Annotated in this window: 24 protein-coding genes; 15 read left to right on the forward strand and 9 right to left on the reverse strand. The window is 72.2% G+C overall.

The features are described from left to right. A partial coding sequence (locus IF02_RS0129330) for an alcohol dehydrogenase catalytic domain-containing protein (protein WP_030162240.1) occupies positions 1–525 on the reverse strand: 525 nt, incomplete at its 3' end. A 193-nt stretch (positions 526–718) separates the two neighbouring features. On the opposite strand from IF02_RS0129330, the gene IF02_RS0129335 reads away from it, so the two are divergent. Genes IF02_RS0129335 through amaP form a run of 5 tightly spaced genes read left to right on the forward strand, consistent with a single transcriptional unit; the run spans position 719 to position 2,940 of the window. Then, positions 719–1,150, forward strand: a complete 432-nt coding sequence (locus IF02_RS0129335) for an Asp23/Gls24 family envelope stress response protein (protein ID WP_030162242.1) — start codon at positions 719–721, stop codon at positions 1,148–1,150. Between the two features lie 10 nt (positions 1,151–1,160). Beyond that, entirely contained in the window at positions 1,161–1,343 is a 183-nt protein-coding gene (locus tag IF02_RS0129340; protein ID WP_030162244.1) for a hypothetical protein, read from the forward strand. 7 nt (positions 1,344–1,350) lie between these two features. Beyond that, entirely contained in the window at positions 1,351–1,761 is a 411-nt protein-coding gene (locus tag IF02_RS0129345; RefSeq protein WP_030162247.1) for an Asp23/Gls24 family envelope stress response protein, read from the forward strand. After that, positions 1,758–2,360, forward strand: a complete 603-nt coding sequence (locus IF02_RS0129350) for a DUF6286 domain-containing protein (RefSeq protein ID WP_037837356.1) — start codon at positions 1,758–1,760, stop codon at positions 2,358–2,360. Before IF02_RS0129345 ends, IF02_RS0129350 begins: the two co-directional genes overlap by 4 nt. 4 nt (positions 2,361–2,364) lie before the next feature. After that, positions 2,365–2,940, forward strand: a complete 576-nt coding sequence (gene amaP, locus IF02_RS0129355) for an alkaline shock response membrane anchor protein AmaP (protein WP_030162250.1) — start codon at positions 2,365–2,367, stop codon at positions 2,938–2,940. Positions 2,941–2,969: 29 nt separating this feature from the next. Here the strand turns inward: amaP and IF02_RS0129360 are convergent, their stop codons facing one another. The 5 genes from IF02_RS0129360 to IF02_RS0129380 all read right to left on the reverse strand — a co-directional run bounded on the left by IF02_RS0129360 (position 2,970) and on the right by IF02_RS0129380 (position 6,634). Further along, a complete protein-coding gene (locus IF02_RS0129360; protein WP_030162252.1) occupies positions 2,970–3,725 on the reverse strand; it encodes an SDR family oxidoreductase in 756 nt (251 codons plus the stop codon). Between the two features lie 10 nt (positions 3,726–3,735). Next, a complete protein-coding gene (locus tag IF02_RS0129365; protein ID WP_037837358.1) occupies positions 3,736–4,530 on the reverse strand; it encodes an SURF1 family protein in 795 nt (264 codons plus the stop codon). A 116-nt stretch (positions 4,531–4,646) separates the two neighbouring features. Continuing rightward, positions 4,647–4,880 (reverse strand): hypothetical protein, encoded by a 234-nt coding sequence (locus IF02_RS0129370; RefSeq protein ID WP_078622409.1) that lies wholly within the window; start codon positions 4,878–4,880, stop codon positions 4,647–4,649. Between the two features lie 64 nt (positions 4,881–4,944). Continuing rightward, the gene (locus tag IF02_RS0129375; RefSeq protein ID WP_030162258.1) at positions 4,945–5,922 is read right to left on the reverse strand and encodes a DEDDh family exonuclease; all 978 of its coding nucleotides are present in this window, start codon (positions 5,920–5,922) and stop codon (positions 4,945–4,947) included. Between the two features lie 76 nt (positions 5,923–5,998). Continuing rightward, positions 5,999–6,634, reverse strand: a complete 636-nt coding sequence (locus IF02_RS0129380; protein ID WP_030162261.1) for a TetR/AcrR family transcriptional regulator — start codon at positions 6,632–6,634, stop codon at positions 5,999–6,001. Between the two features lie 125 nt (positions 6,635–6,759). Between IF02_RS0129380 and IF02_RS0129385 the strand changes: the two genes are divergently transcribed. From IF02_RS0129385 to IF02_RS0129415, 7 genes are all read left to right on the forward strand, one after another. Beyond that, positions 6,760–7,569: an acetoacetate decarboxylase family protein gene (locus IF02_RS0129385; protein WP_030162262.1), complete on the forward strand. Its 810-nt coding sequence runs from the start codon at positions 6,760–6,762 to the stop codon at positions 7,567–7,569. 1 nt (position 7,570) lies between these two features. Then, entirely contained in the window at positions 7,571–8,455 is an 885-nt protein-coding gene (locus IF02_RS0129390; protein ID WP_030162264.1) for an SDR family NAD(P)-dependent oxidoreductase, read from the forward strand. Positions 8,456–8,465: 10 nt separating this feature from the next. Beyond that, positions 8,466–9,767, forward strand: a complete 1,302-nt coding sequence (locus tag IF02_RS0129395) for an amidohydrolase family protein (RefSeq protein WP_030162266.1) — start codon at positions 8,466–8,468, stop codon at positions 9,765–9,767. Further along, positions 9,764–10,987, forward strand: a complete 1,224-nt coding sequence (locus IF02_RS0129400; protein ID WP_030162269.1) for an amidohydrolase family protein — start codon at positions 9,764–9,766, stop codon at positions 10,985–10,987. Before IF02_RS0129395 ends, IF02_RS0129400 begins: the two co-directional genes overlap by 4 nt. 178 nt (positions 10,988–11,165) lie before the next feature. Continuing rightward, positions 11,166–12,077 carry a sterol desaturase family protein gene (locus IF02_RS0129405; protein WP_030162271.1) on the forward strand — a complete coding sequence of 304 codons (912 nt, stop codon included), beginning with the start codon at positions 11,166–11,168 and terminating at the stop codon, positions 12,075–12,077. Then, complete coding sequence (locus tag IF02_RS0129410; RefSeq protein ID WP_037837357.1) at positions 12,074–12,766, forward strand: lysoplasmalogenase; 693 nt, start codon at positions 12,074–12,076, stop codon at positions 12,764–12,766. The genes IF02_RS0129405 and IF02_RS0129410 overlap by 4 nt, the downstream gene beginning before the upstream one ends. Positions 12,767–12,794: 28 nt before the next feature. Continuing rightward, the gene (locus IF02_RS0129415; protein ID WP_030162273.1) at positions 12,795–13,838 is read left to right on the forward strand and encodes a zinc-dependent alcohol dehydrogenase family protein; all 1,044 of its coding nucleotides are present in this window, start codon (positions 12,795–12,797) and stop codon (positions 13,836–13,838) included. Positions 13,839–13,914: 76 nt separating this feature from the next. Here IF02_RS0129415 and IF02_RS0129420 read toward each other — a convergent pair whose 3' ends face one another. Next, positions 13,915–15,456: a S8 family peptidase gene (locus tag IF02_RS0129420; protein WP_030162274.1), complete on the reverse strand. Its 1,542-nt coding sequence runs from the start codon at positions 15,454–15,456 to the stop codon at positions 13,915–13,917. A 275-nt stretch (positions 15,457–15,731) separates the two neighbouring features. Here IF02_RS0129420 and IF02_RS0129425 point away from each other — a divergent pair, with 275 nt between their 5' ends. The 3 genes from IF02_RS0129425 (at position 15,732) to moaA (ending at position 18,930) form a co-directional block, all read left to right on the forward strand. Beyond that, complete coding sequence (locus IF02_RS0129425) at positions 15,732–16,109, forward strand: DUF485 domain-containing protein (protein WP_030162275.1); 378 nt, start codon at positions 15,732–15,734, stop codon at positions 16,107–16,109. Next, entirely contained in the window at positions 16,106–17,746 is a 1,641-nt protein-coding gene (locus tag IF02_RS0129430; RefSeq protein ID WP_030162276.1) for a cation acetate symporter, read from the forward strand. Before IF02_RS0129425 ends, IF02_RS0129430 begins: the two co-directional genes overlap by 4 nt. A gap of 194 nt (positions 17,747–17,940) precedes the next feature. Further along, a complete protein-coding gene (moaA, locus tag IF02_RS0129435) occupies positions 17,941–18,930 on the forward strand; it encodes a GTP 3',8-cyclase MoaA (protein ID WP_030162278.1) in 990 nt (329 codons plus the stop codon). Between the two features lie 10 nt (positions 18,931–18,940). Here moaA and IF02_RS0129440 read toward each other — a convergent pair whose 3' ends face one another. Then, positions 18,941–19,204 carry a hypothetical protein gene (locus IF02_RS0129440; protein WP_030162280.1) on the reverse strand — a complete coding sequence of 88 codons (264 nt, stop codon included), beginning with the start codon at positions 19,202–19,204 and terminating at the stop codon, positions 18,941–18,943. Positions 19,205–19,350: 146 nt separating this feature from the next. Next, on the reverse strand, positions 19,351–19,629 hold the full coding sequence (locus IF02_RS0129445) for a DUF3099 domain-containing protein (RefSeq protein WP_051696634.1): 279 nt from the start codon (positions 19,627–19,629) through the stop codon (positions 19,351–19,353). Between the last annotated feature and the right edge of the window lie 83 nt (positions 19,630–19,712).

Raw genomic sequence — 19,712 nt, forward strand, 5'->3', positions numbered from 1 at the left:
CCCGCCCCGCGCCGCCCCCACCACGTACGCCCCCGCCGCCACCGCGAACTGCACCAGCAGCGTCCCCATCCCGCCGGCCGCGCCCAGGATCAGCACCCGGTCGCCCGCCTTGATCCCGACGCCCTCGACGATGCCCGAGCCGGTCACCCCGTCGTGCGCCAGGGCTGCCGCCTCCGCGGACTCCAGGCCGTCCGGGACCGGGACCAGCAGCTCCACCGGGACCCGGACCAGCTCCGCGTACGTCCCCTTCGTGCCCGGGGCGGCCACCACCCGGCGGCCCCGCCAGCGCGGGTCCACCCCCTCGCCCACCGCGACGACCGTCCCCGCGGCCGCGCCGCCCGGCACGTACGGCGGACGGATGCCGAAGGACTCGCCCCAGCCCCCGCGGATCTGCGTCTCCACGAAGATCGTGTCCACGGCCTCGGCCCGGACCACCACCTCGCCCGCGCCCGGGACCGGATCCGGCAGCTCCACCGGTACCAGGACCTCCGGACCGCCGTAGCCGTCCACCCGTATCGCCCGCATGACATTCCCCCTGCCCTGTCTGAAAACGGCCTCTCGGCCTTGATCACTTGCCCACTCTCCGACCTCAACCGCAGTTGAGGTCAAGCGGTGGCGGGGATCCGTTCCCGGCCGACCGGCGTAGTCCCGGTGCGCCGCCGGGGCCCCGCGCATACCGTGGTGGGCAGTGAGTCCAATCCGCGCGAAGGGACACGCGATGACCGAATCCGCATCCGGGGGTGCCTCCCGGGACCCGGCCGACCGCGGCCGCACCACCATTGCCGACGGGGTGGTCGAGAAGATCGCCGGACTCGCCGCCCGCGAGGTGGTCGGCGTCCACGCCATGGGCAGCGGCACCGGGCTCTCCCGTACGTTCGGCGCCGTCCGCGACCGCGTTCCCGGCGGGGCGAAGTCCTCGGCCAGCCGCGGGGTCAAGGCCGAGGTCGGCGAGGTGCAGACCGCCCTCGACCTGGAGATCGTCGTCGATTACGGCGTGTCGATCCGCGACGTGGCCCGGGCCGTCCGTGAGAACGTCATCTCGGCGGTCGAGCGGATGACCGGCCTGGAGGTCGTCGAGGTCAACATCGCCGTCAGCGACGTCAAGCTCCCCGACGAGCCCGACGAGGAGCCGGAGTCCCGACTCCAGTGAAGGAGCCCGTATGAGGATGGCGGTCGTCGGCCTCTTCGCCGGCATGGCGCTCGCGTTCGCCGGGTACTTCGGCGGGTTCGGGGCCTTCCTGCTGGTGGCGGCGCTCGGCGCCATCGGCTGTGTCGTCGGCCGGTTCCTGGAGGGGGACCTGGAGCCCGGCGACTTCTTCCGCCCCCGCGACCGCGACAAGTGAGGCCCCGATGAGCACGCCACGGGCGACCCCGCAGCGGGTCCCTCCCGCAGACCGGGGGGCCACCCGGATCGCCGACCGGGTCGTCGCCAAGATCGCGGCCCAGGCCGCCAGGGAGGCGCTCGCCGCGCAGCCGGACGGGCCGCCGCGAGCCGGTGGCGCCGGCTCGGCGGGCGGCGCCGTGCCGGGCGCCCCGCACGCCACCGTCACCGTGCACCACGACATCGCCCGGGTACGGGTGAGCCTGGAGCTCGACTACCCCGCCGACCTCGCCGCCCAGTGCGCGGCCGTCCGCAGCCAGGTCGTCCGCCGCGTCGAGGAGTACGCCGGCATGTCCGTGCCCGAGGTGGACATCGACGTCGAGCACCTGCACTCCGCGCACACCCGCACCGCCGCGCTACGGGACCGGAAGCTGCGGTGACGGCGCCCGCCCCCGGCCAGGCCCCGCCCCGGGAAGCGGCCCCGGCCCGCGTCCGCCGCTTCCGGTCCGCCCGGCGGATCCCGTCCGCGCTGACGGCACTGGCCGTGCTCGGGGTGGCGGGCCTGTTCCTGTACGACCTCGCCGCCGTACGGGCCGGCCGCCCCGGCATGCAGTGGCGCGGGGAACTCGCCCAACGGCTGGAGCAGCACACTCCCGCCGACCCGGAGGTGCTCGTCGGCGCCGCGGTACTGGCCGTGGCCGGGGCGGTGCTCCTGCTCCTCGCCCTCACCCCGGGGCTCCGCGGGATCCTGTCGATGCGGCCGCCGGACCCGGACGGCGGGGTACGGGCCGGGCTCGGCCGCAAGGCCGCCGCGCTGGTGCTGCGGGACCGGGCGATGGAGGTGTCCGGAGTGCGCTCGGCGCGGGTCGCGGTGCGGCGGTCCCGCGTCGCGATCCGGGCGCAGTCCCACTTCCGCGAGCTGGACGACGTACGGGCCGACCTGGAGGAGGTCCTGGCCGTCGGCATCGGGGAACTGGGCCTCGCGCACGCGCCGAAGCCGCGGGTACGGGTCACCAGGGCCCCCGTCGGGAAGAGGTGAGGGGATGCTCGGGACGGTGAACCGGATCCTGCTCGGGATCGTCGGCGCCGTGCTGCTGGCCGCCGGGGTGGCGGTGCTGGCGGCGCTGCGGCCGCTCGGCGGCCGCCACGAGCCGCTGCTGGGCGCGGCGACCCGCGAGCGGTACTGGCATGCCGAGGGCTGGTGGTGGTGGGCGGTGCTCGCCGGGCTCGGGGTGTGCGTGGTGCTCGCGCTGTGGTGGCTGCTGGCGCAGCTGCGGCGTTCGCGGCTGCCCGCAGTGGTGGTGGACACCGGCGACGGGGCGTTCGCGGTGCTGCGCGGGCGGGCCCTGGAGGAGGCGGTGGCCGCGGAGGCGGGGGCGCTGGACGGGGTCGCCCGGTGCAGCGTCGCCCTGCGGGGCAAGCAGGGGCGCCGGGGCCGGCGCACGGCCCCGAAGCTGCGGGTGGACTTGGAACTGGAGCCGCATGCCGTCCCGGCCGACGCCCTGGCGGAGCTGGCCGGGCCGGTGCTGAGCCACGCCCGCCGGTCGGCGGGCCTCCCCGAACTGCCCGCGGAGGCCCGCTTCCGGATCACCTCCCACCGCGCCCGCCGCGTGACGTAGGGGCTGTCCGGCGGGTCGAGGAGGGGGCGTCAGAAGCCGTGGCGGGATCCGCCGTCGACCGGGAGCATGACGCCCGTCAGGTACGAGGCCGCGGGCGACAGCAGGAACGCCGCCGAACGGCCGAACTCCTCCGGGGTGCCGTAGCGCCGCAGCGGAATGCCGGATTCGTTGGCCGCGCGGGCCGCCGCCGCATCGCCCGACAGGGCGTCGAGCTCGCGGACGCGGTCGGTGTCGATCCGGGCCGGGAGCAGTCCGACCACGCGGATGCCGCGCGGTCCGAGCTCCACCGACAGGGACTTGGCGAAGCCGGCCAGCCCCGGCCGCAGTCCGTTGGAGATCGTCAGCCCCGGGATCGGCTCGTGGACCGAGCCCGACAGGACGAAGCCGATGACCCCGCCCTCGCCCAGCTCGGCCGCCGCCGCGCGGGCCAGGCGTACCGCGCCCAGGAAGACCGACTCGAACGCCGCCGCCCACTGCTCGTCGGTGTTGCTCACCGCCGAACCGGGGGCGGGGCCGCCGACGCTGATGAGGATGCCGTCGAGGCGGCCGAAGCGTTCCTTCGCGGTGGCGACGAGCGCGGCCGCCGCCAGGGGGTCGGAGTTGTCCGCGGCGATGCCCACCGCGTTCGGACCGAGCGAGGCCGCCGCCTCGGCGGCGCGCGCCGCGTCGCGGCCCGTCACGATCACTTTCGCGCCGTCCGCCGCCAGTTCGCGCGCCGAGGCGAAGCCCAGGCCGCGGGTGGCTCCGGTGACGACGTAGACACGGTCTTTCAGTCCAAGATCCATGCCCGACACGCTACGCCGTCGGCGCCGGCTCCCGCTCGGGGGTGGCGCCGGCCGCCGCGGCCGCCGCGCGGTCGCGCTTCTCGCGCCGTACGAGGACCAGCCAGCCCACCGGCACCGACGCGGCGAACAGCCACCACTGCACGGCGTACGCCATGTGCGGGCCGATCGAGTCGTGGTCGGGGTCGGCGACGGGCTCGGGGCTGCCGCCCGCCGGGGTCGGAGCGGTGAGCTCCATGTAGCCGCCGAGGACGGGCTTGCCCAGGTACTCCGCCTGCTGGGCGCTGTTGATCAGCATCACCTGGCGGTCCGGCAGGCCCTTGCGGTCCTTGATGCCGCTGCCGCTGCTCGTCTCGTCGGCCTTCAGCCGCCCGGTGACGGTCACCTCGCCCGAGGGCGCGGCCGGCACGGGCGGGTACGCGCGCGGGTCGTCGCCGCCCGCCACCCAGCCGCGGTTGACCAGGACCACCCGGCCGTCGGCGAGCACCAGCGGGGTCAGGACGTGGAAGCCGACCTTGTCGTCGTTGTCGGTGCGCATCCGTACGACGACCTCGTGCGCGGTGTCGTACGTACCGGTGGCGGTGACGGCACGCCAGAAGTCGGCCCGCGGGACCTGGTGGCCGGGGGAGGTCACCTCGGTCATCGGCACCGGCTTCGCGGACAGGTTCGCCGCGATCAGCTCGTTCTGCGCGACCCGGTGCTCATGGCGGTGGTACTGCCAGAACCCCAGCTTGATCATCGCGGGGACGAGGGCGAGGGCGATGAGGGTGAGGCACACCCATTGCCGGGTCAGCACAAAGCGGTACACGCCCACGACGGTACCCCCAGCCGAGAAGACCCCGGCGGCCGGGTGGCCGTCCGGGGTCGGTGAGGGAGACGGGAAGGGGGAGGGACGGGAAGGGAGGGGGAATGGGGAGGGGCGGGTCACACGCGGTCGACGATGCCCACCTTCCCCTCCGCGCGGGCGCAGTGCGCCCCGCAGTACCACTGGCCCTCGACCTCGACGCCCTGTCCGATGATCTGCACCCGGCAGTGTTCGCAGATGGGCGCCATGCGGTGGATGGCGCAGGAGAAGCAGTCGAAGACGTGCACGCTGCCCTGCGCGTGCACCTCGAAGGACATGCCGTAATCGTTTCCGCAGACCTCACAACGTGCCATGCGCCACAGGGTGGGACCGGACGGGCAGGACGGGAAAGCGGGTGCCGGGCGAGTCGCCCGACGCTCACCCGTCTGCCGCAGCCACGTCCCGCAGCAGTTGGGTGAAGGCCGCCTCGTCGACCACCGGCGTACCGAAGGACTTCGCCTTGACCGTCTTGGAGGTGGCCGAGTCGGGGTCGTTCGTCACGAGCAGGCTCGTGAGCCGCGACACACTCGTCGCGACGTGCAGCCCCGCCTCGATCGCCCGGTCCTCCAGCAGCTCCCGGTCCACGGAGGTGTCACCCGAGAAGGCGATCCGCATGCCCTGCTTCAGCGGTTTGCCGTCCTCGAAGCGCCCCGGGTTCGGGTGCGGGCACGGCGGCCGCTTGCGCGAGGGCCGCCAGCCGGCGCTCCCGTACGAGGCCTGGTGGCCGATGCGCGGGGTGACGGGGGAGTCCGACCACTCCGTCAGCGGCCGGCACTCCAGCAGGGGCAGCCGTACGCCGTCCCGCGCGGCGGCGTGCAGCGACGGACGGAACGCCTCCGCGAGCACGCGGGCGTCGTCGAGCGCGTGGTGGGCGCGCTGCTGGACCACGCCGAAGTGCGCGGCGAGCGACTCCAGCTTGTGGTTGGGCAGCGGGAGGTTCAGCTCCTTCGACAGGGCGATGGTGCACAGCCGCTGACGGACCGGCGCGGTCTCGGCGGCCCGCGCGTACTCCCGGGCGATCATCTGCCAGTCGAACATGGCGTTGTGCGCGACGAGCACCCGGTCCGCGAGCCGGCCCGCGAACTCCTCGGCGATGTCCTTGAAGAGCGGCGCGTCCTGGAGCATGTCGCTGGTCAGCCCGTGGATCCAGACCGGGCCCGGGTCCCGCTGCGGGTTGACCAGCGTGTACCAGTGGTCCTCGACATTGCCCTGCGCGTCGAGCCGGTAGACGGCGGCGGAGATTATCCGGTCGTCGCGAGCGAGCCCGGTCGTCTCCACGTCGACGACCGCGTACCCCTCGGGGTACGCGGTCGGCCACGTCGTCTCTGCGGTCGTACGGTCGTCGAGCATGGTCACAGAGGATATCGGCACGGACTGACACCCGGTGCCCGATGGGCCCTGCCGGCCCGAGGGCGGTGGCCGGCCAAGGGATTCACCGCGGCGGCGGGTTCGCCGGTGCCAGCAGGGAGTGCACGAGGGCGCGCACGGAGAGCAGGAACAGGCGTTCCGGGTCGGCCGGGCGCGCGAGGGCGCGGGCGAGCTCCGGGTCGTCGGGGGCCACGGAAGGGTCCCAGAGGTCGCTCTCGGCGGGGGACTGGGCGGGGGAGCGCTCGCGGTTGCGCTCCACGAGGAGGTGGCCGACGATCTGGAACTGGACCGCGCGCACGGCGTCGGCGGCCCGCGCCCCGCGCAGCCCGGCCGCGTGCACCTCGTGGACCAGGGCCTGCTGGGCGGGCAGGAACATCCGCTCGGTGAGCCCGCGTTCGTGGACCATCGCGATCAGGTGCGGCCGCTCGCGCAGTTCGCGGCGCAGGATCCGGGCCACGGACAGGATCCGCTCGACGGGGGTGCGGCCGGCGGGCCGTATCGCGCCCATCTCCTGGACGGTCCGCTCCACGAGGGCGTCGAGCAGCGATTCGCGGTTGCCGACGTGCCAGTAGATGGAGGTCACCGCCGTGCCCAGCTCGGCGGCGAGTTTGCGCATGGTGAGGGCCGCCGGGCCGTGCTGCTTGACCAGGGAGGCGGCCGCCGCCAGCACCTCGTCACGGGTGAGCGTGGTTCTGGCCATGGCCGTCTCCCGCCAATCTGTCGGATCGTCAGTTCCGGTCCGTGCAGGGGTCTTTACCCTTCATCGCTCGCGGTGTAACTGTGTTACAGAACCGATCCGCTCAAGGACGAGGGATGGTGCGAGACATGGCACGCGTACGGTACGGAGCGCGCACCGAGGCCGAGATCACGGCGTCGCGCGAGAAGAGTGCACGGCTCCCCGACATCTGGTCCACCGGGGTGGTGGCGGTCTGGGAGAGCGACCCGGACGTGGTGGCGGCGGTCCTGCCGCCGCCGCTCAAGCCCGCCGAGCGGCCCCTCGTACGGGCCAACATCAGCAAGGTCGACCTGCCCGGCTACCCCCTCGGCGCCGGCTCGGTGGCCGTCGCCGCGCAGCACGACGGGGTCGAGGGCTGGTACCCGCTGGTCATGCCGATGACCCACGAGCGGGCCCTGATCGGCGGCCGCGAGGTCTTCGGCGAGCCGAAGAAGCTGGGCGAGGTCGACGTCGAGCGCGAGGGCCTCGTCGTACGCGCCTCGCTGGCCCGGCACGGGATCGCGTTCGTGGAGGTGCGCGGGGCGGTGGACCGCGAACTGCCGCTGCCCGAGCCCGCCGCCAAGACCGACTTCTACTTCAAGTTCCTCCCGGCGGTGGACGGTTCGGGGTTCGACGCCGACCCGGTGCTCGTACACGTCACCCGCAACGAGAAGGTCCGCAAGCTGGAGCACATCACCGGTGACGTGGTCCTGCGCGAGTCGATGTTCGACCCCGTCGCCGACCTCCCCGTACGCCGGATCGTGGAGATCACCATCGGCGAGAAGACCACCGACCAGAAGGGCCGCGTCGTCGAGCGCGTCAGCGCCCAGGCCCTCCTCCCGTACATCCACCAGCGCTACGACGACCCGATGCAGATCCTCGACGCGCCCCCGGAGGGATCATCAGAGGGGAGGGTGTGACGTGCGGCTCGAACCCGGACAGGTGGCCGTCGTCACCGGCGCCGCGAGCGGCATCGGGCTCGCGATGGCCCGCCGCTTCGCGGCCGAGGGGCTGAAGGTCGTCCTCGCCGACGTGGAGGAGGGGGCCCTGCGCAAGGCCGCCGACGAGCTGACCGCCGACGGCGCCCGGGTGCTGGCCCGGCCCGTCGACGTCAGCGACCGCGACTCCGTGATCGCGCTGGCCGACGCCGCGTACGAAGCCTTCGGCGCCGTGCACGTGCTCTGCAACAACGCGGGCGTCGGCTCCGGCGCCGAGGGCCGGATGTGGGAGCACGAGCCCAACGACTGGAAGTGGGCCTTCTCCGTCAACGTCTGGGGCGTCTTCCACGGCATCCAGGCCTTCGTCCCGCGCATGATCGCGGGCGGCGGCCCCGGCCACGTCGTCAACACCTCCTCCGGCGACGGCGGCATCGCCCCGCTGCCCACCGCCTCCGTCTACGCCGTCACCAAGGCGGCCGTCGTCACCATGACCGAGTCGCTGTACGCCCACCTCAAGGCGGAGCGCGCGGCCATCGGCGCCTCCGTCCTGTTCCCCGGACCGCACATGCTGCGCACCGGGCTGTGGGAGTCGCACCGCAACCGGCCCGAGCGGTACGCGAAGCAGCGGCCGCGCAAGACCCCGTACCGCAGCCTCGACCAGTACGAGGCCGCGATGAAGCAGGCCGGCCACGAGGTGGACTTCACCCCGGTCGAGGAGGTCGCCGGGCACGTCGTCGACGGCATCCGCGCCGACCGCTTCTGGATGCTCCCGGCGAGCGAGCACAGCGACCGGCAGATCCGCGCCCGGTCGCGGTCGATGCTCGACCGCGCCAACCCCGCCTACCTGGAGAGCTTCATCCTCGACTGAGGAGCGACCGTTGAACGACAGCAGTGCGCACGCGTACGAAGACCCGTACCTGATCATCTCCTCCGACTGCCACGCGGGACTGCCGACCGAGCAGTACCGCCCGTACCTCGACTCCCGCTTCCACCCGCAGTTCGACGAGTTCCTCGGCCAGCGCGACGCCCGCCGCGCCGAGGCCACGCGCCTCGGCGTCCGCAACGAGGCCTTCGCCGAGAAGTGGTTCCACGATCACGAGGAAGGCCTCAGGGGCGGCTGGGACACGGCGCAGCGCCTGAAGGAGCTCGACGGCGACGGGGTCGCCGCCGAGGTCGTCTTCCCCGACGCCGACGCCGTGGACAGCCAGACCGCCGCCCCCTTCGGGGTGGGCCTCGGGCTCTCCGGCGACCAGGACCCCGAGCTCGGCATGGCGGGAGCGCAGGCGCACAACCGCTGGCTGGCGGAGTTCGTCTCCCAGACCCCCGAGCGGCACTGCGGGGTCGCCCTGCTGCCCATCACGGGCGAGCCGTCGAAGGTCGTCGCCGAGATACACCGGGCCAAGGAGTCCGGTCTCGGCGCGCTGATGATCCCCGCGATGTGGGTGGACAAGGCGCCGTACCACGACCGCCGCTACGACCCGGTGTGGGCGGCGGCGGCCGAGGCGCGGATGCCGATCGTCACCCACTCGGGGTCCTCGCCGCGCCACGAGTACGGCGACCACCTGGGCATCTTCGTCTCCGAGGTCACGTGGTGGCCGTCGCGCCCGCTGTGGTTCCTGCTCTGGTCCGGGGTCTTCGAGCGGCACCCGGGGCTGCGGTTCGGCGTCGCCGAGTCGGGCTGCTGGTGGCTGCCGAACCAGCTGTGGTTCATGGACCGGCTCTACCTCGGCGCGCACGGCGGCAAGAAGCTGTCTCCGTTCGAGGAGCTCAAGCGCCCGCCGAGCGAGTACCTGGACCGCCAGGTGTTCATCTGCGCGACGAACACGAAGCGGCGCGAGCTCGCCCAGCGCTACGAGATCGGCGTGGACAACATCCTGTGGGGCTCGGACTTCCCGCACCCCGAGGGGACCTGGCCCCACACCCGGACCTGGCTGAAGAACACCTTCCACGACATCCCGGTCGGCGAGACCCGCCGGATGCTGGGGCTGGCGGCGGCGGACGTCTTCGGCTTCGACACGCGGAAGCTGGCCCCGGTCGCCCGCCGGATCGGCCCGACCCCGGCGGAGCTCGGCCAGCCGGCCGACCAGGCGTCGGTGGAGTCCTCCTGGGCCCGCTCGCGGGAGACGGGCCGGCACTGGCTGACGGGCGAGGACTTCCCCGTCCTGGGGGTGAACCGATGACGGCCGCGGACCGGTACACGGTCATCTCGGCGGACTGCCACGCGGGCGCGGACCTGCTGGACTACAAGCCGTACCTGGAGAAGCGGTACCACGAGGAGTTCGACGCCTGGGCAGCCACCTACGTGAACCCGTACGAGGACCTCCTCGCGGACACGGCGGACCGCAACTGGAACTCGGCGCGCCGGCTCGCCGAGCTGGAGGCGGACGGCATCGTGGCGGAGGTGGTCTTCCCGAACACGATCCCGCCGTTCTTCCCCAAGGCCTCGCTGATGGCCCAGCCGCCGACGGCCGCGGAGTACGCGATGCGCTGGGCGGGGCTCCAGGCGCACAACCGCTGGCTGGCGGACTTCTGCGCCGACGCGCCGGGCAGGCGGGCGGGCGTGGTGCAGATCCTCCTCAACGACGTGGACGCGGCGGTGAAGGAGATCCGCCGCACGCGGGAGGCCGGCCTGACGGGCGGCATCCTGCTGCCCGGCGTCCCGCCCGGCTCGTCGGTCCCCGAGCTGTACTCGTCGGCGTACGACCCGATCTGGGCGGTGTGCGACGAGCTGGACGTCCCGGTCAACCACCACGGCGGCTCGGCCTCGCCGCCGCTCGGCGACGAACCGGCCGCGCGGGCGGTCTTCATGGTCGAGACGACCTGGTTCTCGCACCGGGCCCTGTGGCACCTCATCTTCGGCGGGGCGTTCCGCCGCCACCCCGGCCTGAAGCTGGTCCTGACGGAGCAGGGCTCCGGCTGGATCCCGGGGGTCATCGAGATGCTGGACTACTACCACGGGCGCCTGGTCGCGGCGTCGGCCACGGCCGAGTCCAAATTCGGGGCGGGCCTGGCGGAGGCGATGGGCAAGGGCCCGAGCGAGGTCTGGCGGGACAACTGCTTCGTGGGGGCCAGCTTCATGCGCCCCCACGAGGTCCCGCTGCGGGACCGGATCGGCCTCGACAAGATCATGTGGGGCAGCGACTACCCCCACGACGAGGGCACCACCCCCTTCTCCCGCGAAGGCCTCCGCATCGCCTACGCGGGCCTCCCGAGGTCGGAGGTGGCCGCAATGGCCGGCGGCAACGCGGCCCGCGTCTACGGCTTCGACCTCCCCTTCCTGGACGGCCTGGCGGCGAAGCACGGCCCGTTGGTGACGGAGATCGCCGAACCTCTGAAGGAGATCCCCCCGGAAGCCACGAGCCCGGCCTTCGCCAAGGGCGGCTCGGTCCGCGTCTGGTGACCGGGTGACCCGCCCGGAGCGGCTCAGGCCCCCCGGAGCCTGAGCCGCTCCGGCGGGATCCGCTCGTGCCGTGACAGCCGGGGCCGCCGGACCATCGCGCGAACCGCCGGTAACCCCGATGGATACCGATCGGTAACAACCCCTAGCGGCGCCCCCGAACCCGCTCTATGGTGCGGGCATGCCGAACCTGCCCGATGTCGTGCTGTGGTCCATACCCGCCTTTGTACTGCTCACCGTCATCGAGGTGGTGAGCTACCGGCTCCATCCCGACGAGGACGCCGCCGGCTACGACGCCAAGGACGCGGCGACGAGCGTCGCCATGGGCCTCGGCAGCATCGGCTTCGACCTGCTCTGGAAGATCCCGGTCGTCGCGGTGTTCACGGCGGTCTACGAACTGACCCCGCTGCGCGTGCCGTTCCTGTGGTGGACCGCCCTGCTGATGCTGCTGGTCCAGGACTTCCTCTACTACTGGCAGCACCGGCTCCACCACGTCATCCGCATCCTGTGGGCCTGCCACGTCGTCCACCACAGCAGCCGGAACTTCAACCTCACCACCGCCCTGCGCCAGCCGTGGACCAGCGCCACCACCTGGTGGTTCTACCTGCCGATGGTCGCCCTCGGCGTGCACCCGGCCGCGATCCCGTTCTGCTACGGCATCAACCTCCTCTACCAGTTCTGGGTCCACACCGAGCGCATCGGGAAGCTCCCGCGGGCCTACGAGTACGTCTTCAACACCCCCTCCCACCACCGCGTCCACCACGCCTCCCAGGGCGGTTACCTGGACCGCAACTTCGGCGGGATCCTGATCGTCTGGGACCGGATGTTCGGCTCCTGGGTGGGGGAGGGCGACAAGCCCGTCTACGGGCTCACCAAGAACATCAGCACCTACAACCCCCTGCGCGTCGCCACCCACGAGTACGCCGCCATCGCCCGCGACGTCCGCGCCGCCCGCAGCTGGCGCGAGCGCGCCGGGCGCGTCTTCCGCGGCCCCGGCTGGCAGCCCGCCGCCCCGGCATCCGTCGCCGAGTCCGCGGCCGAGTCCGCCGCCGAGTCCGCCGCCCCCGCGAAGGCCCCGGAGCGCGCCGCGTGAGTGACACGGAGGCCCGTACGCCCTCCTGGGCGCGGCCCGTACCCGAATCGGCCGGCCCCGCCGGTCGCGTCCTGCTCGGTGCCTTCGCCGTCGCCACCGCCCTCGACCTCGGCGCGCTGCTGGCCGGCTGGCACCTCGGGCACGTCCTCGCCAAGCCGCTGCTGATGCCGCTGCTCGTCGCATACGTGATCACACGTAAGGCTCCCCGCCTGCTGATCGCGGCCCTGCTCTTCGGGTGGGGCGGGGACCTGGCCCTGCTCTTCGACGCCGACCCCGCCTTCCTCGTCGGCATGGGCTCCTTCGCCGCCGGGCACGTCTGCTACCTCGTGCTCTTCGGCCGGGGCAGGACCCATCCCGCGCTCGGGGGCGCGTACGCCCTGGCGCTCCTCGGGACCGTCGCGCTGCTCTGGGGGGACCTGCCGGCCGATCTGCGCATCCCGGTCGCCGGGTACAGCCTGCTGCTCACCGCCATGGCCTACCGCTCCAGCGCCCTCGGCCTGCGCGCCGGCCTCGGCGGGGCGCTGTTCCTGGTCTCCGACACGCTGATCGCCACCGGGGTCGCCGACTGGCCGCAGCTGCCGCGTCCCGACTTCTGGATCATGGCCACCTATGTCGCCGCCCAGTACCTGCTGGCCACCGGGGCGCTCGCTCCGACGCAGGCGTACGGTAGGACAGTCATACAAGACTGAACCAATTGATCCGGAGGGCTGCACACCCATGCGCGCCACCGTCATCCACGCCCCGCACGACATCCGCGTGGAGGAGGTGCCCGACGCTGCGATCCAGCGCCCCGAGGACGCCGTCGTCCGCGTCCTGCGTGCCTGCATCTGCGGCAGCGACCTGTGGGCCTACCGCGGCGAGGCCGCGCGCCAGCCCGGCCAGCGCATCGGCCACGAGTTCCTCGGCATCGTCGAGGAGACCGGCTCGGCCGTGTCCGGCCTGAAGGCCGGCGACCTCGTCGTCGCCCCCTTCATGTGGTCCGACGGCACCTGCGACTACTGCTCCGAGGGCCTGTACACCTCCTGCGTGCACGGCGGCTTCTGGGGCTCCGTCGGCTTCGACGGCGGCCAGGGCGAGGCCGTCCGCGTCCCGCACGCCGACGGCACCCTCGTGAAGCTGCCCGCCGCGGCCGTCTCCGACGACCACCTGCTGACCGGCCTGCTGGCCCTCTCCGACGTCATGGGCACCGGGCACCACGCCGCCCTCGGCGCGGGCGTCCGCAAGGGCTCCACGGTGGCCGTCGTCGGCGACGGCGCGGTCGGCCTGTGCGGGGTCCTCGCCGCCAAGCGCCTCGGCGCCGAGCGGATCATCGCACTGGGCCGCCACGCCGTCCGTACGGACATCGCCAAGCTCTTCGGGGCCACCGACGTCGTCGCCGAGCGCGGGGAGGCCGCCGAGGCCGCCGTCCGCGAGCTCACCGGCGGTCAGGGCGCCCACGCGGTCATCGAGGCCGTCGGCACCGAGCAGTCCATGCGCACCGCCGTGAACATCACCCGCGACGGCGGGGCCATCGGCTACGTCGGCGTCCCGCACGGCAGCGGCACCGGCCTCGACCTCGGCGTGATGTTCGACCGCAACATCACCCTGCGCGGCGGCGTCGCCCCCGTGCGCGCGTACATCCCGGAGCTGCTGGAGGACGTGCTGAGCGGCGCGATCGACCCGGCGCCCGTCTTCGACCGGGCCGTGTCCCTGGACGAGGTCCCGGACGGCTACCGCGCGATGGACGACCGCAGCGCGCTGAAGGTGCTCATCAAGCCCTGACGGTGCCGAACGGCGGGAGGGGCCGGCCCGGGGGAGATCCCCCGCGCCGGCCCCTCCCGTTCAAGCGGTCGAGGCGTTACTTCACGGCCTTCAGCGCGTCCACCACGCCGTAGCCGTAGTACCCGGTCTGGCCCCACTTGCTCTGGCAGGTGGCGGCGTCGACCAGCGCGCCCGTCGCGTCGTAGAGCTTCTCCGGGCAGGCCGTCTTCGTGGCCTGGGCCTTCAGCATGGCCTGGAGCTGCGACGGCGTGGCCTTCGGGTGCGCGCTCTTCAGCAGCGCCGCCACGCCCGCCACGTGCGGTCCGGCCATCGAGGTGCCCTGCTTGTAGCCGTAGCCGCCGCCCGGCAGGGTCGACAGCACGCGGCCGTTGGCGTCCGGGGTGGCCGGGACCTGCCACTTGTCGCCGCCGGGGGCGGCGACGTCGACGACGCCCAGCCCGAAGCTGGAGTAGTACGACCGGATGCCCTGGTCGCCGGTCGCGCTCACCGTGACCACACCCGGGAGCTGCGTGGGGATGTCCAGGCAGACGTGCGGGTCGATCGTGCGCGGGACCGGGGTGGCGTCGTCCGGGCTCGTGTCGTCGACGATGGCGTTCGACGCCAGGTCGTGGTTCGAGTTGCCCGCCGAGGCCACGCTGAGCACGCCCTTGCGCTCGGCGTACTTGGTCGCCCGGCCGAGGGCCTCCACCAGCGCCTTCTGGTCGTCGTCCGCCTTGCAGTTGTAGAGCCACGGGTCGACGTAGTAGCTGTTGTTGGTCACCTCGATCCCCTTCTCGGCGGCGAACATGAAGCCGCAGACGACCGCCTCGGTGAAGAACAGGCTGGTGCCGGGCTCGCTCACCTTGATCGCGGCGACCTTCACGCCCGGCGCGACACCCGCGACGCCGATGCCGTTGCGCGCCGCCGCGATGGTTCCGGCCACGTGCGTGCCGTGGTCGCTGCCGTCGGGGTACGGGCGCCACGCGCCGTCGGTGGTGTCCGCGACACCGCCGACGCAGTTGGCCGACTGGCCCTTGGAGAAGTTCGGGGCGAGGTCCGGGTGGGTGTCGTCGACACCCGTGTCGATGACGCCCACGGTGACGTCCGGGCTGCCATCGTTGATCTTGTGCGCCTGATCGGCCTTGATCGCCCGCAGGTCCCACTGGTTGGGCTCCAGCGGCTCCTGACCGTCCGTGGCCGTCGCCGCCGCCTTGGCGGCGTCCGCCGCGCCGAGCTTCTGCGTCGTGCCCTCCTCGGTGGTCGCCACCGTCTGGAGGGGGGCCGTCCGGGTGGCGCCCACCGACACGAACAGGCCGCGCTGCGCGCGCAGCTGCTTGGCGAAGTCCGGGTTCTGGGAGTGTGCGACGACGACCCCGATCTGCTCATACGACGTCACCACCGTTCCACCGGCCCGCTCGACGGCCTTCTTCGCGGCCTTCACCGAGGCGTACGTGGTCAGGTTCGCGACGTACGAGAGCTTGGGGCCGGTGGTGTCGGGCTTCGCCGCGGCCGCCGTACCCGCCGTGTTGCCCAGAGGGGCCGCGGAGGCCGCGACCGAGGGCAGGAAGGCGAGCGAGGCGGTGAGCGCCAGGCCGACCGGAACGGCGATACGCCGGCGGCCGGATCCCAGATGAGCCATGGGTTCTCCACATCATCCGTGAAAGAAGCCGTCCGCGCGGGGTCGCGCCGGACGGCGGGTTCATGACAAGTGAACCTAGTGCCGGCGTACGACTTTCCGCCATCAGTTCGACGAAATCAGATTTAGAAGAATCATCCGAAGAATCAACGGGTGTTGAACCGTCCCGACGCGCCGTACGTGCCGTTGACAGGGGGGGATCAGCGCCACCGTCCCCCCACACGGAGGTTGATTTGTCCGTCGTCCCCACCGCACCCGCGTCACAAGGAGAGCCCCCCGTGACCACCGAAGCAGCGCCGCCGCCCGGCAGCGCGGGAACGCCCACGGCGAGCCCCGCGGCGACCCCCACGGCCGAAGAGTTCGCAGCCGTCCAGCAGAGCGCCGAATTCGCCGAACTGCGCAGTTCCTACCGGTCCTTCGCCTTCCCGCTCACCGTGGCCTTCATCGCCTGGTACCTGCTCTACGTCCTGCTGTCCAACTACGCCGGCGGCTTCATGGGGACCAAGCTCTTCGGCAACATCAACGTCGCCCTCGTGCTCGGCCTCGCCCAGTTCGCGACGACCTTCCTGATCGCCTGGCTGTACTCCCGGCACGCCGCCGCGAACCTCGACCCGAAGGCCGCGGCCATCAAGGCGCGCATGGAGGCCGGCGAATGAGCGACACCCTCCCCCTCCGCCTCGCGGGGAACGTGGCCGCGGGCGCCACCGAGCACCGGCCGCTGATCATCACCCTGTTCGGGCTGTTCGTCGTCGCCACCCTGATCATCACGATCTGGGCCGGCCGCCAGACCAAGGACGCCGCCGACTTCTACGCGGGCGGCCGCCAGTTCACCGGCTTCCAGAACGGCCTGGCCATCTCCGGCGACTACATGTCCGCCGCGTCCTTCCTCGGCATCGCCGGCGTCATCGCCCTCAAGGGCTACGACGGCTTCCTGTACTCCATCGGCTTCCTCGTCGCCTGGCTGGTGGCCCTGCTGCTGGTCGCCGAGCCGCTGCGCAACTCGGGCCGCTACACGATGGGCGACGTCCTCGCCTACCGGATGCGCCAGCGGCCCGTCCGTACCGCCGCGGGCACCTCCACCATCGTGGTCTCGATCTTCTACCTGCTGGCCCAGATGGCCGGCGCCGGCGTACTGGTCTCCCTGCTCCTCGGGATCACCAGTGACGGCGGCCAGATCGCCATCGTCGCGCTGGTCGGCGTGCTGATGATCCTCTACGTCACCATCGGCGGCATGAAGGGCACCACCTGGGTCCAGATGGTCAAGGCCGTCCTCCTCATCGCGGGCGCCCTGCTGATCACCTTCCTGGTGATGTGGAAGTTCAACTTCAACGTCTCCGACCTGCTCGGCAAAGCGGCCGAGAACAGCGGCAAGGGCTCGTCCTTCCTGGAACCCGGACTCAAGTACGGCATCACCGGGACCTCGAAGCTGGACTTCATCTCCCTGGGCCTCGCGCTGGTCCTCGGCACCGCCGGCCTGCCCCACATCCTGATCCGCTTCTACACGGTGCCCACCGCCAAGGCCGCCCGCAAGTCCGTGAACTGGGCCATCGGCATCATCGGCGTCTTCTACCTGATGACGATCGCCCTCGGGTTCGGCGCCGCCGCCCTGCTCAGCCCCAAGGAGATCACCGACTCCAACCCGTCCGGCAACACCGCCGCCCCGCTCCTCGCCCAGGCCGTCGGCGGCGGAGCCGACTCCACTGGCGGCGCGGTCCTGCTCGCCGTGATCTCCGCGGTGGCCTTCGCGACGATCCTCGCCGTGGTCGCGGGCCTCACCCTCGCCTCCTCCTCTTCCTTCGCGCACGACATCTACGTCAACGTGATCCGCAAGGGCGAGGCCACCGAGAAGGAGGAGGTACGGGCGGCCCGCTGGTCCACCGTCGTCATCGGCGCCGTCGCCATCGTCCTCGGGGCGCTCGCACGGGACATCAACATCGCGGGCCTGGTCGCCCTCGCCTTCGCCGTCGCGGCCTCGGCGAACCTGCCGACGATCCTCTACAGCCTCTTCTGGAAGCGCTTCACCACCCAGGGCGCCCTCTGGTCGATCTACGGCGGCCTGATCTCGTCCGTGGTCCTGGTGCTCTTCTCACCCGTCGTGTCCGGCAACGACAAGACCTCGATGTTCAAGGGGGTCGACTTCCACTGGTTCCCCCTGGAGAACCCCGGGATCGTCTCCATCCCGCTCGGCTTCCTGCTGGGCTGGCTCGGCACCGTCCTGTCCAAGGAGAAGGCCGACCCCCAGAAGTTCGCGGAACTCGAGGTCCGCTCCCTTACGGGAACGGGCGCTCACTGACACCGTGCCATCGTGAGATGAGCCGAGCACGCACCGTGGCCGCGTCGTACTTCTCTACGACGCGGCCACGCCGCGTCTCGTTCATTTGGGCATCCCTATGCGTCACAGCCGTCGCGTAGGCTCGAATACAGCGCCAGGCATGGAGCCGAACCGGCGCGGACGTCTCTATGGACCGGACAGGGAGGGGGCCCGAAATGCTTCTCGACACCTACGGCCGCGTGGCCACTGACCTGCGCGTCTCACTCACCGACCGGTGCAATCTGCGCTGTACGTACTGCATGCCCGAGGAGGGTCTGCAGTGGCTCGGAAAGTCGGATCTGCTGACCGACGAGGAGATCGTCCGGCTGATCCGGATCGCCGTCACGCGGCTCGGGATCACCGAGGTCCGCTTCACCGGCGGCGAACCGCTGCTCCGGCCCGGCCTGGTCGGCATCGTCGAGCAGTGCGCGGCCCTGGAGCCGCGCCCCCAGATGTCCCTGACCACCAACGGCATAGGCCTCAAGCGCACCGCACAGGCGCTCAAGGCCGCCGGGCTGGACCGGGTAAACGTTTCGCTGGACACCCTGCGGCCCGAGGTCTTCAAGACCCTCACCCGGCGTGACCGCCACCGCGACGTGATCGACGGCATGGCCGCGGCCCGCGAGGCCGGCCTGACCCCCGTCAAGGTCAACGCCGTCCTGATGCCGGGCCTGAACGAGGACGAGGCCCCCGACCTGCTCGCCTGGGCCGTGGAGAACGAGTACGAGCTCCGCTTCATCGAGCAGATGCCGCTCGACGCCCAGCACGGCTGGAAGCGCGAGGGCATGATCACCGCAGGCGACATCCTCGCCTCCCTGCGGACCCGCTTCACGCTCACCGAGGAAGGCGCCGGGGAGCGCGGCTCCGCCCCGGCCGAGCGCTGGGTGGTCGACGGCGGCTCCGCCACCGTCGGCGTCATCGCCTCGGTCACCCGCCCGTTCTGCGGGGCCTGCGACCGTACGCGGCTCACGGCCGACGGCCAGATCCGTACGTGCCTGTTCGCCACCGAGGAGTCGGACCTGCGCGCCGCGCTGCGCTCGGGCGCCCCGGACGAGGAGATCGCCCGCCTGTGGAAGGTGGCGATGTGGGGCAAGAAGGCCGGGTCCGGACTCGACGACCCGTCCTTCCTCCAGCCCGACCGGCCGATGTCCGCGATCGGCGGCTGACGGGGGCGCGCTACGGGCGCTCCGAGCCCTCCGGCTGGACCCACTCGTCGAGCTTCACGACGTCCTTGAGGAACCCGCGGACGCCCAGGAACTGGGAGAGGTGCTCCCGGTGCTCCTCGCACGCCAGCCAGGTCTTGCGGCGCTCCGGCGTGTGCAGCTTCGGGTTGTTCCACGCCAGGACCCAGACGGCCGCGTCGCGGCAGCCCTTGGCCGAGCAGGAGGGCGCGGGCGCCTCGGGGACGTCAGGGGAGCCGGGGGAATCAGGGGAGTTCACGCCTCAACCCTACAAACCCCTGCCACGGAAAGGCGACGCCGAGCAGCCACGGGGGGAGCTGCCCGGCGTCGGTCCGTCGCTCCGACGGGGGATGCGGAGCGCGTAGGCAGTATGTCACGCAGGACCCGGTGCAGTGCACCGGAACTTCATGATTGATCTGAGCTTTTCTTGAGGTTTCCCGCGTCCAGTGCCGGATGCACAGGTGACGGGATGAAGTGCGAGGGCAGCGAGGGGGTCGACTCGCGTCCCGCGTTGGCGATGACCACGGCCACGTACGGCAGCAGCGCGCCCGCGATGAGCGTCACGATCGCCACGTGACGTTCCACGTTCCACAGGACCACCGTCGCCAGCACCGAGAGCGTCCTGATCGACATCGAGATGACGTACCGGCGCTGCCGTCCCCGTACGTCCTCGTCGAGGCCCATCCGGGCTCCGGTGATCCGGAAGACCTCGGCCCCGTTCCGCTTCTTCCGCTCCACGCTCCACCGCCCGATCCACGTGCCGGACA

This window comes from Streptomyces sp. NRRL S-244, from assembly GCF_000717915.1.
In the GTDB taxonomy this organism is placed as follows: Bacteria; Actinomycetota; Actinomycetes; order Streptomycetales; family Streptomycetaceae; genus Streptomyces.

Excerpts from the sequence above, each read along its gene's own strand:
- IF02_RS0129335 (WP_030162242.1), top strand. The coding sequence starts at position 719 with ATGACCGAATCCGCATCCGGGGGTGCCTCCCGGGACCCGGCCGACCGC.
- IF02_RS0129430 (WP_030162276.1), top strand. The coding sequence starts at position 16,106 with ATGAGCGACACCCTCCCCCTCCGCCTCGCGGGGAACGTGGCCGCGGGC.
- IF02_RS0129385 (WP_030162262.1), top strand. The coding sequence starts at position 6,760 with ATGGCACGCGTACGGTACGGAGCGCGCACCGAGGCCGAGATCACGGCG.
- IF02_RS0129405 (WP_030162271.1), top strand. The coding sequence starts at position 11,166 with ATGCCGAACCTGCCCGATGTCGTGCTGTGGTCCATACCCGCCTTTGTA.
- IF02_RS0129340 (WP_030162244.1), top strand. The coding sequence starts at position 1,161 with ATGAGGATGGCGGTCGTCGGCCTCTTCGCCGGCATGGCGCTCGCGTTC.
- moaA (WP_030162278.1), top strand. The coding sequence starts at position 17,941 with ATGCTTCTCGACACCTACGGCCGCGTGGCCACTGACCTGCGCGTCTCA.
- IF02_RS0129420 (WP_030162274.1), bottom strand. The coding sequence starts at position 15,456 with ATGGCTCATCTGGGATCCGGCCGCCGGCGTATCGCCGTTCCGGTCGGC.
- IF02_RS0129415 (WP_030162273.1), top strand. The coding sequence starts at position 12,795 with ATGCGCGCCACCGTCATCCACGCCCCGCACGACATCCGCGTGGAGGAG.
- IF02_RS0129370 (WP_078622409.1), bottom strand. The coding sequence starts at position 4,880 with ATGGCACGTTGTGAGGTCTGCGGAAACGATTACGGCATGTCCTTCGAG.
- amaP (WP_030162250.1), top strand. The coding sequence starts at position 2,365 with ATGCTCGGGACGGTGAACCGGATCCTGCTCGGGATCGTCGGCGCCGTG.
- IF02_RS0129400 (WP_030162269.1), top strand. The coding sequence starts at position 9,764 with ATGACGGCCGCGGACCGGTACACGGTCATCTCGGCGGACTGCCACGCG.
- IF02_RS0129380 (WP_030162261.1), bottom strand. The coding sequence starts at position 6,634 with ATGGCCAGAACCACGCTCACCCGTGACGAGGTGCTGGCGGCGGCCGCC.
- IF02_RS0129360 (WP_030162252.1), bottom strand. The coding sequence starts at position 3,725 with ATGGATCTTGGACTGAAAGACCGTGTCTACGTCGTCACCGGAGCCACC.
- IF02_RS0129445 (WP_051696634.1), bottom strand. The coding sequence starts at position 19,629 with ATGGGCCTCGACGAGGACGTACGGGGACGGCAGCGCCGGTACGTCATC.
- IF02_RS0129345 (WP_030162247.1), top strand. The coding sequence starts at position 1,351 with ATGAGCACGCCACGGGCGACCCCGCAGCGGGTCCCTCCCGCAGACCGG.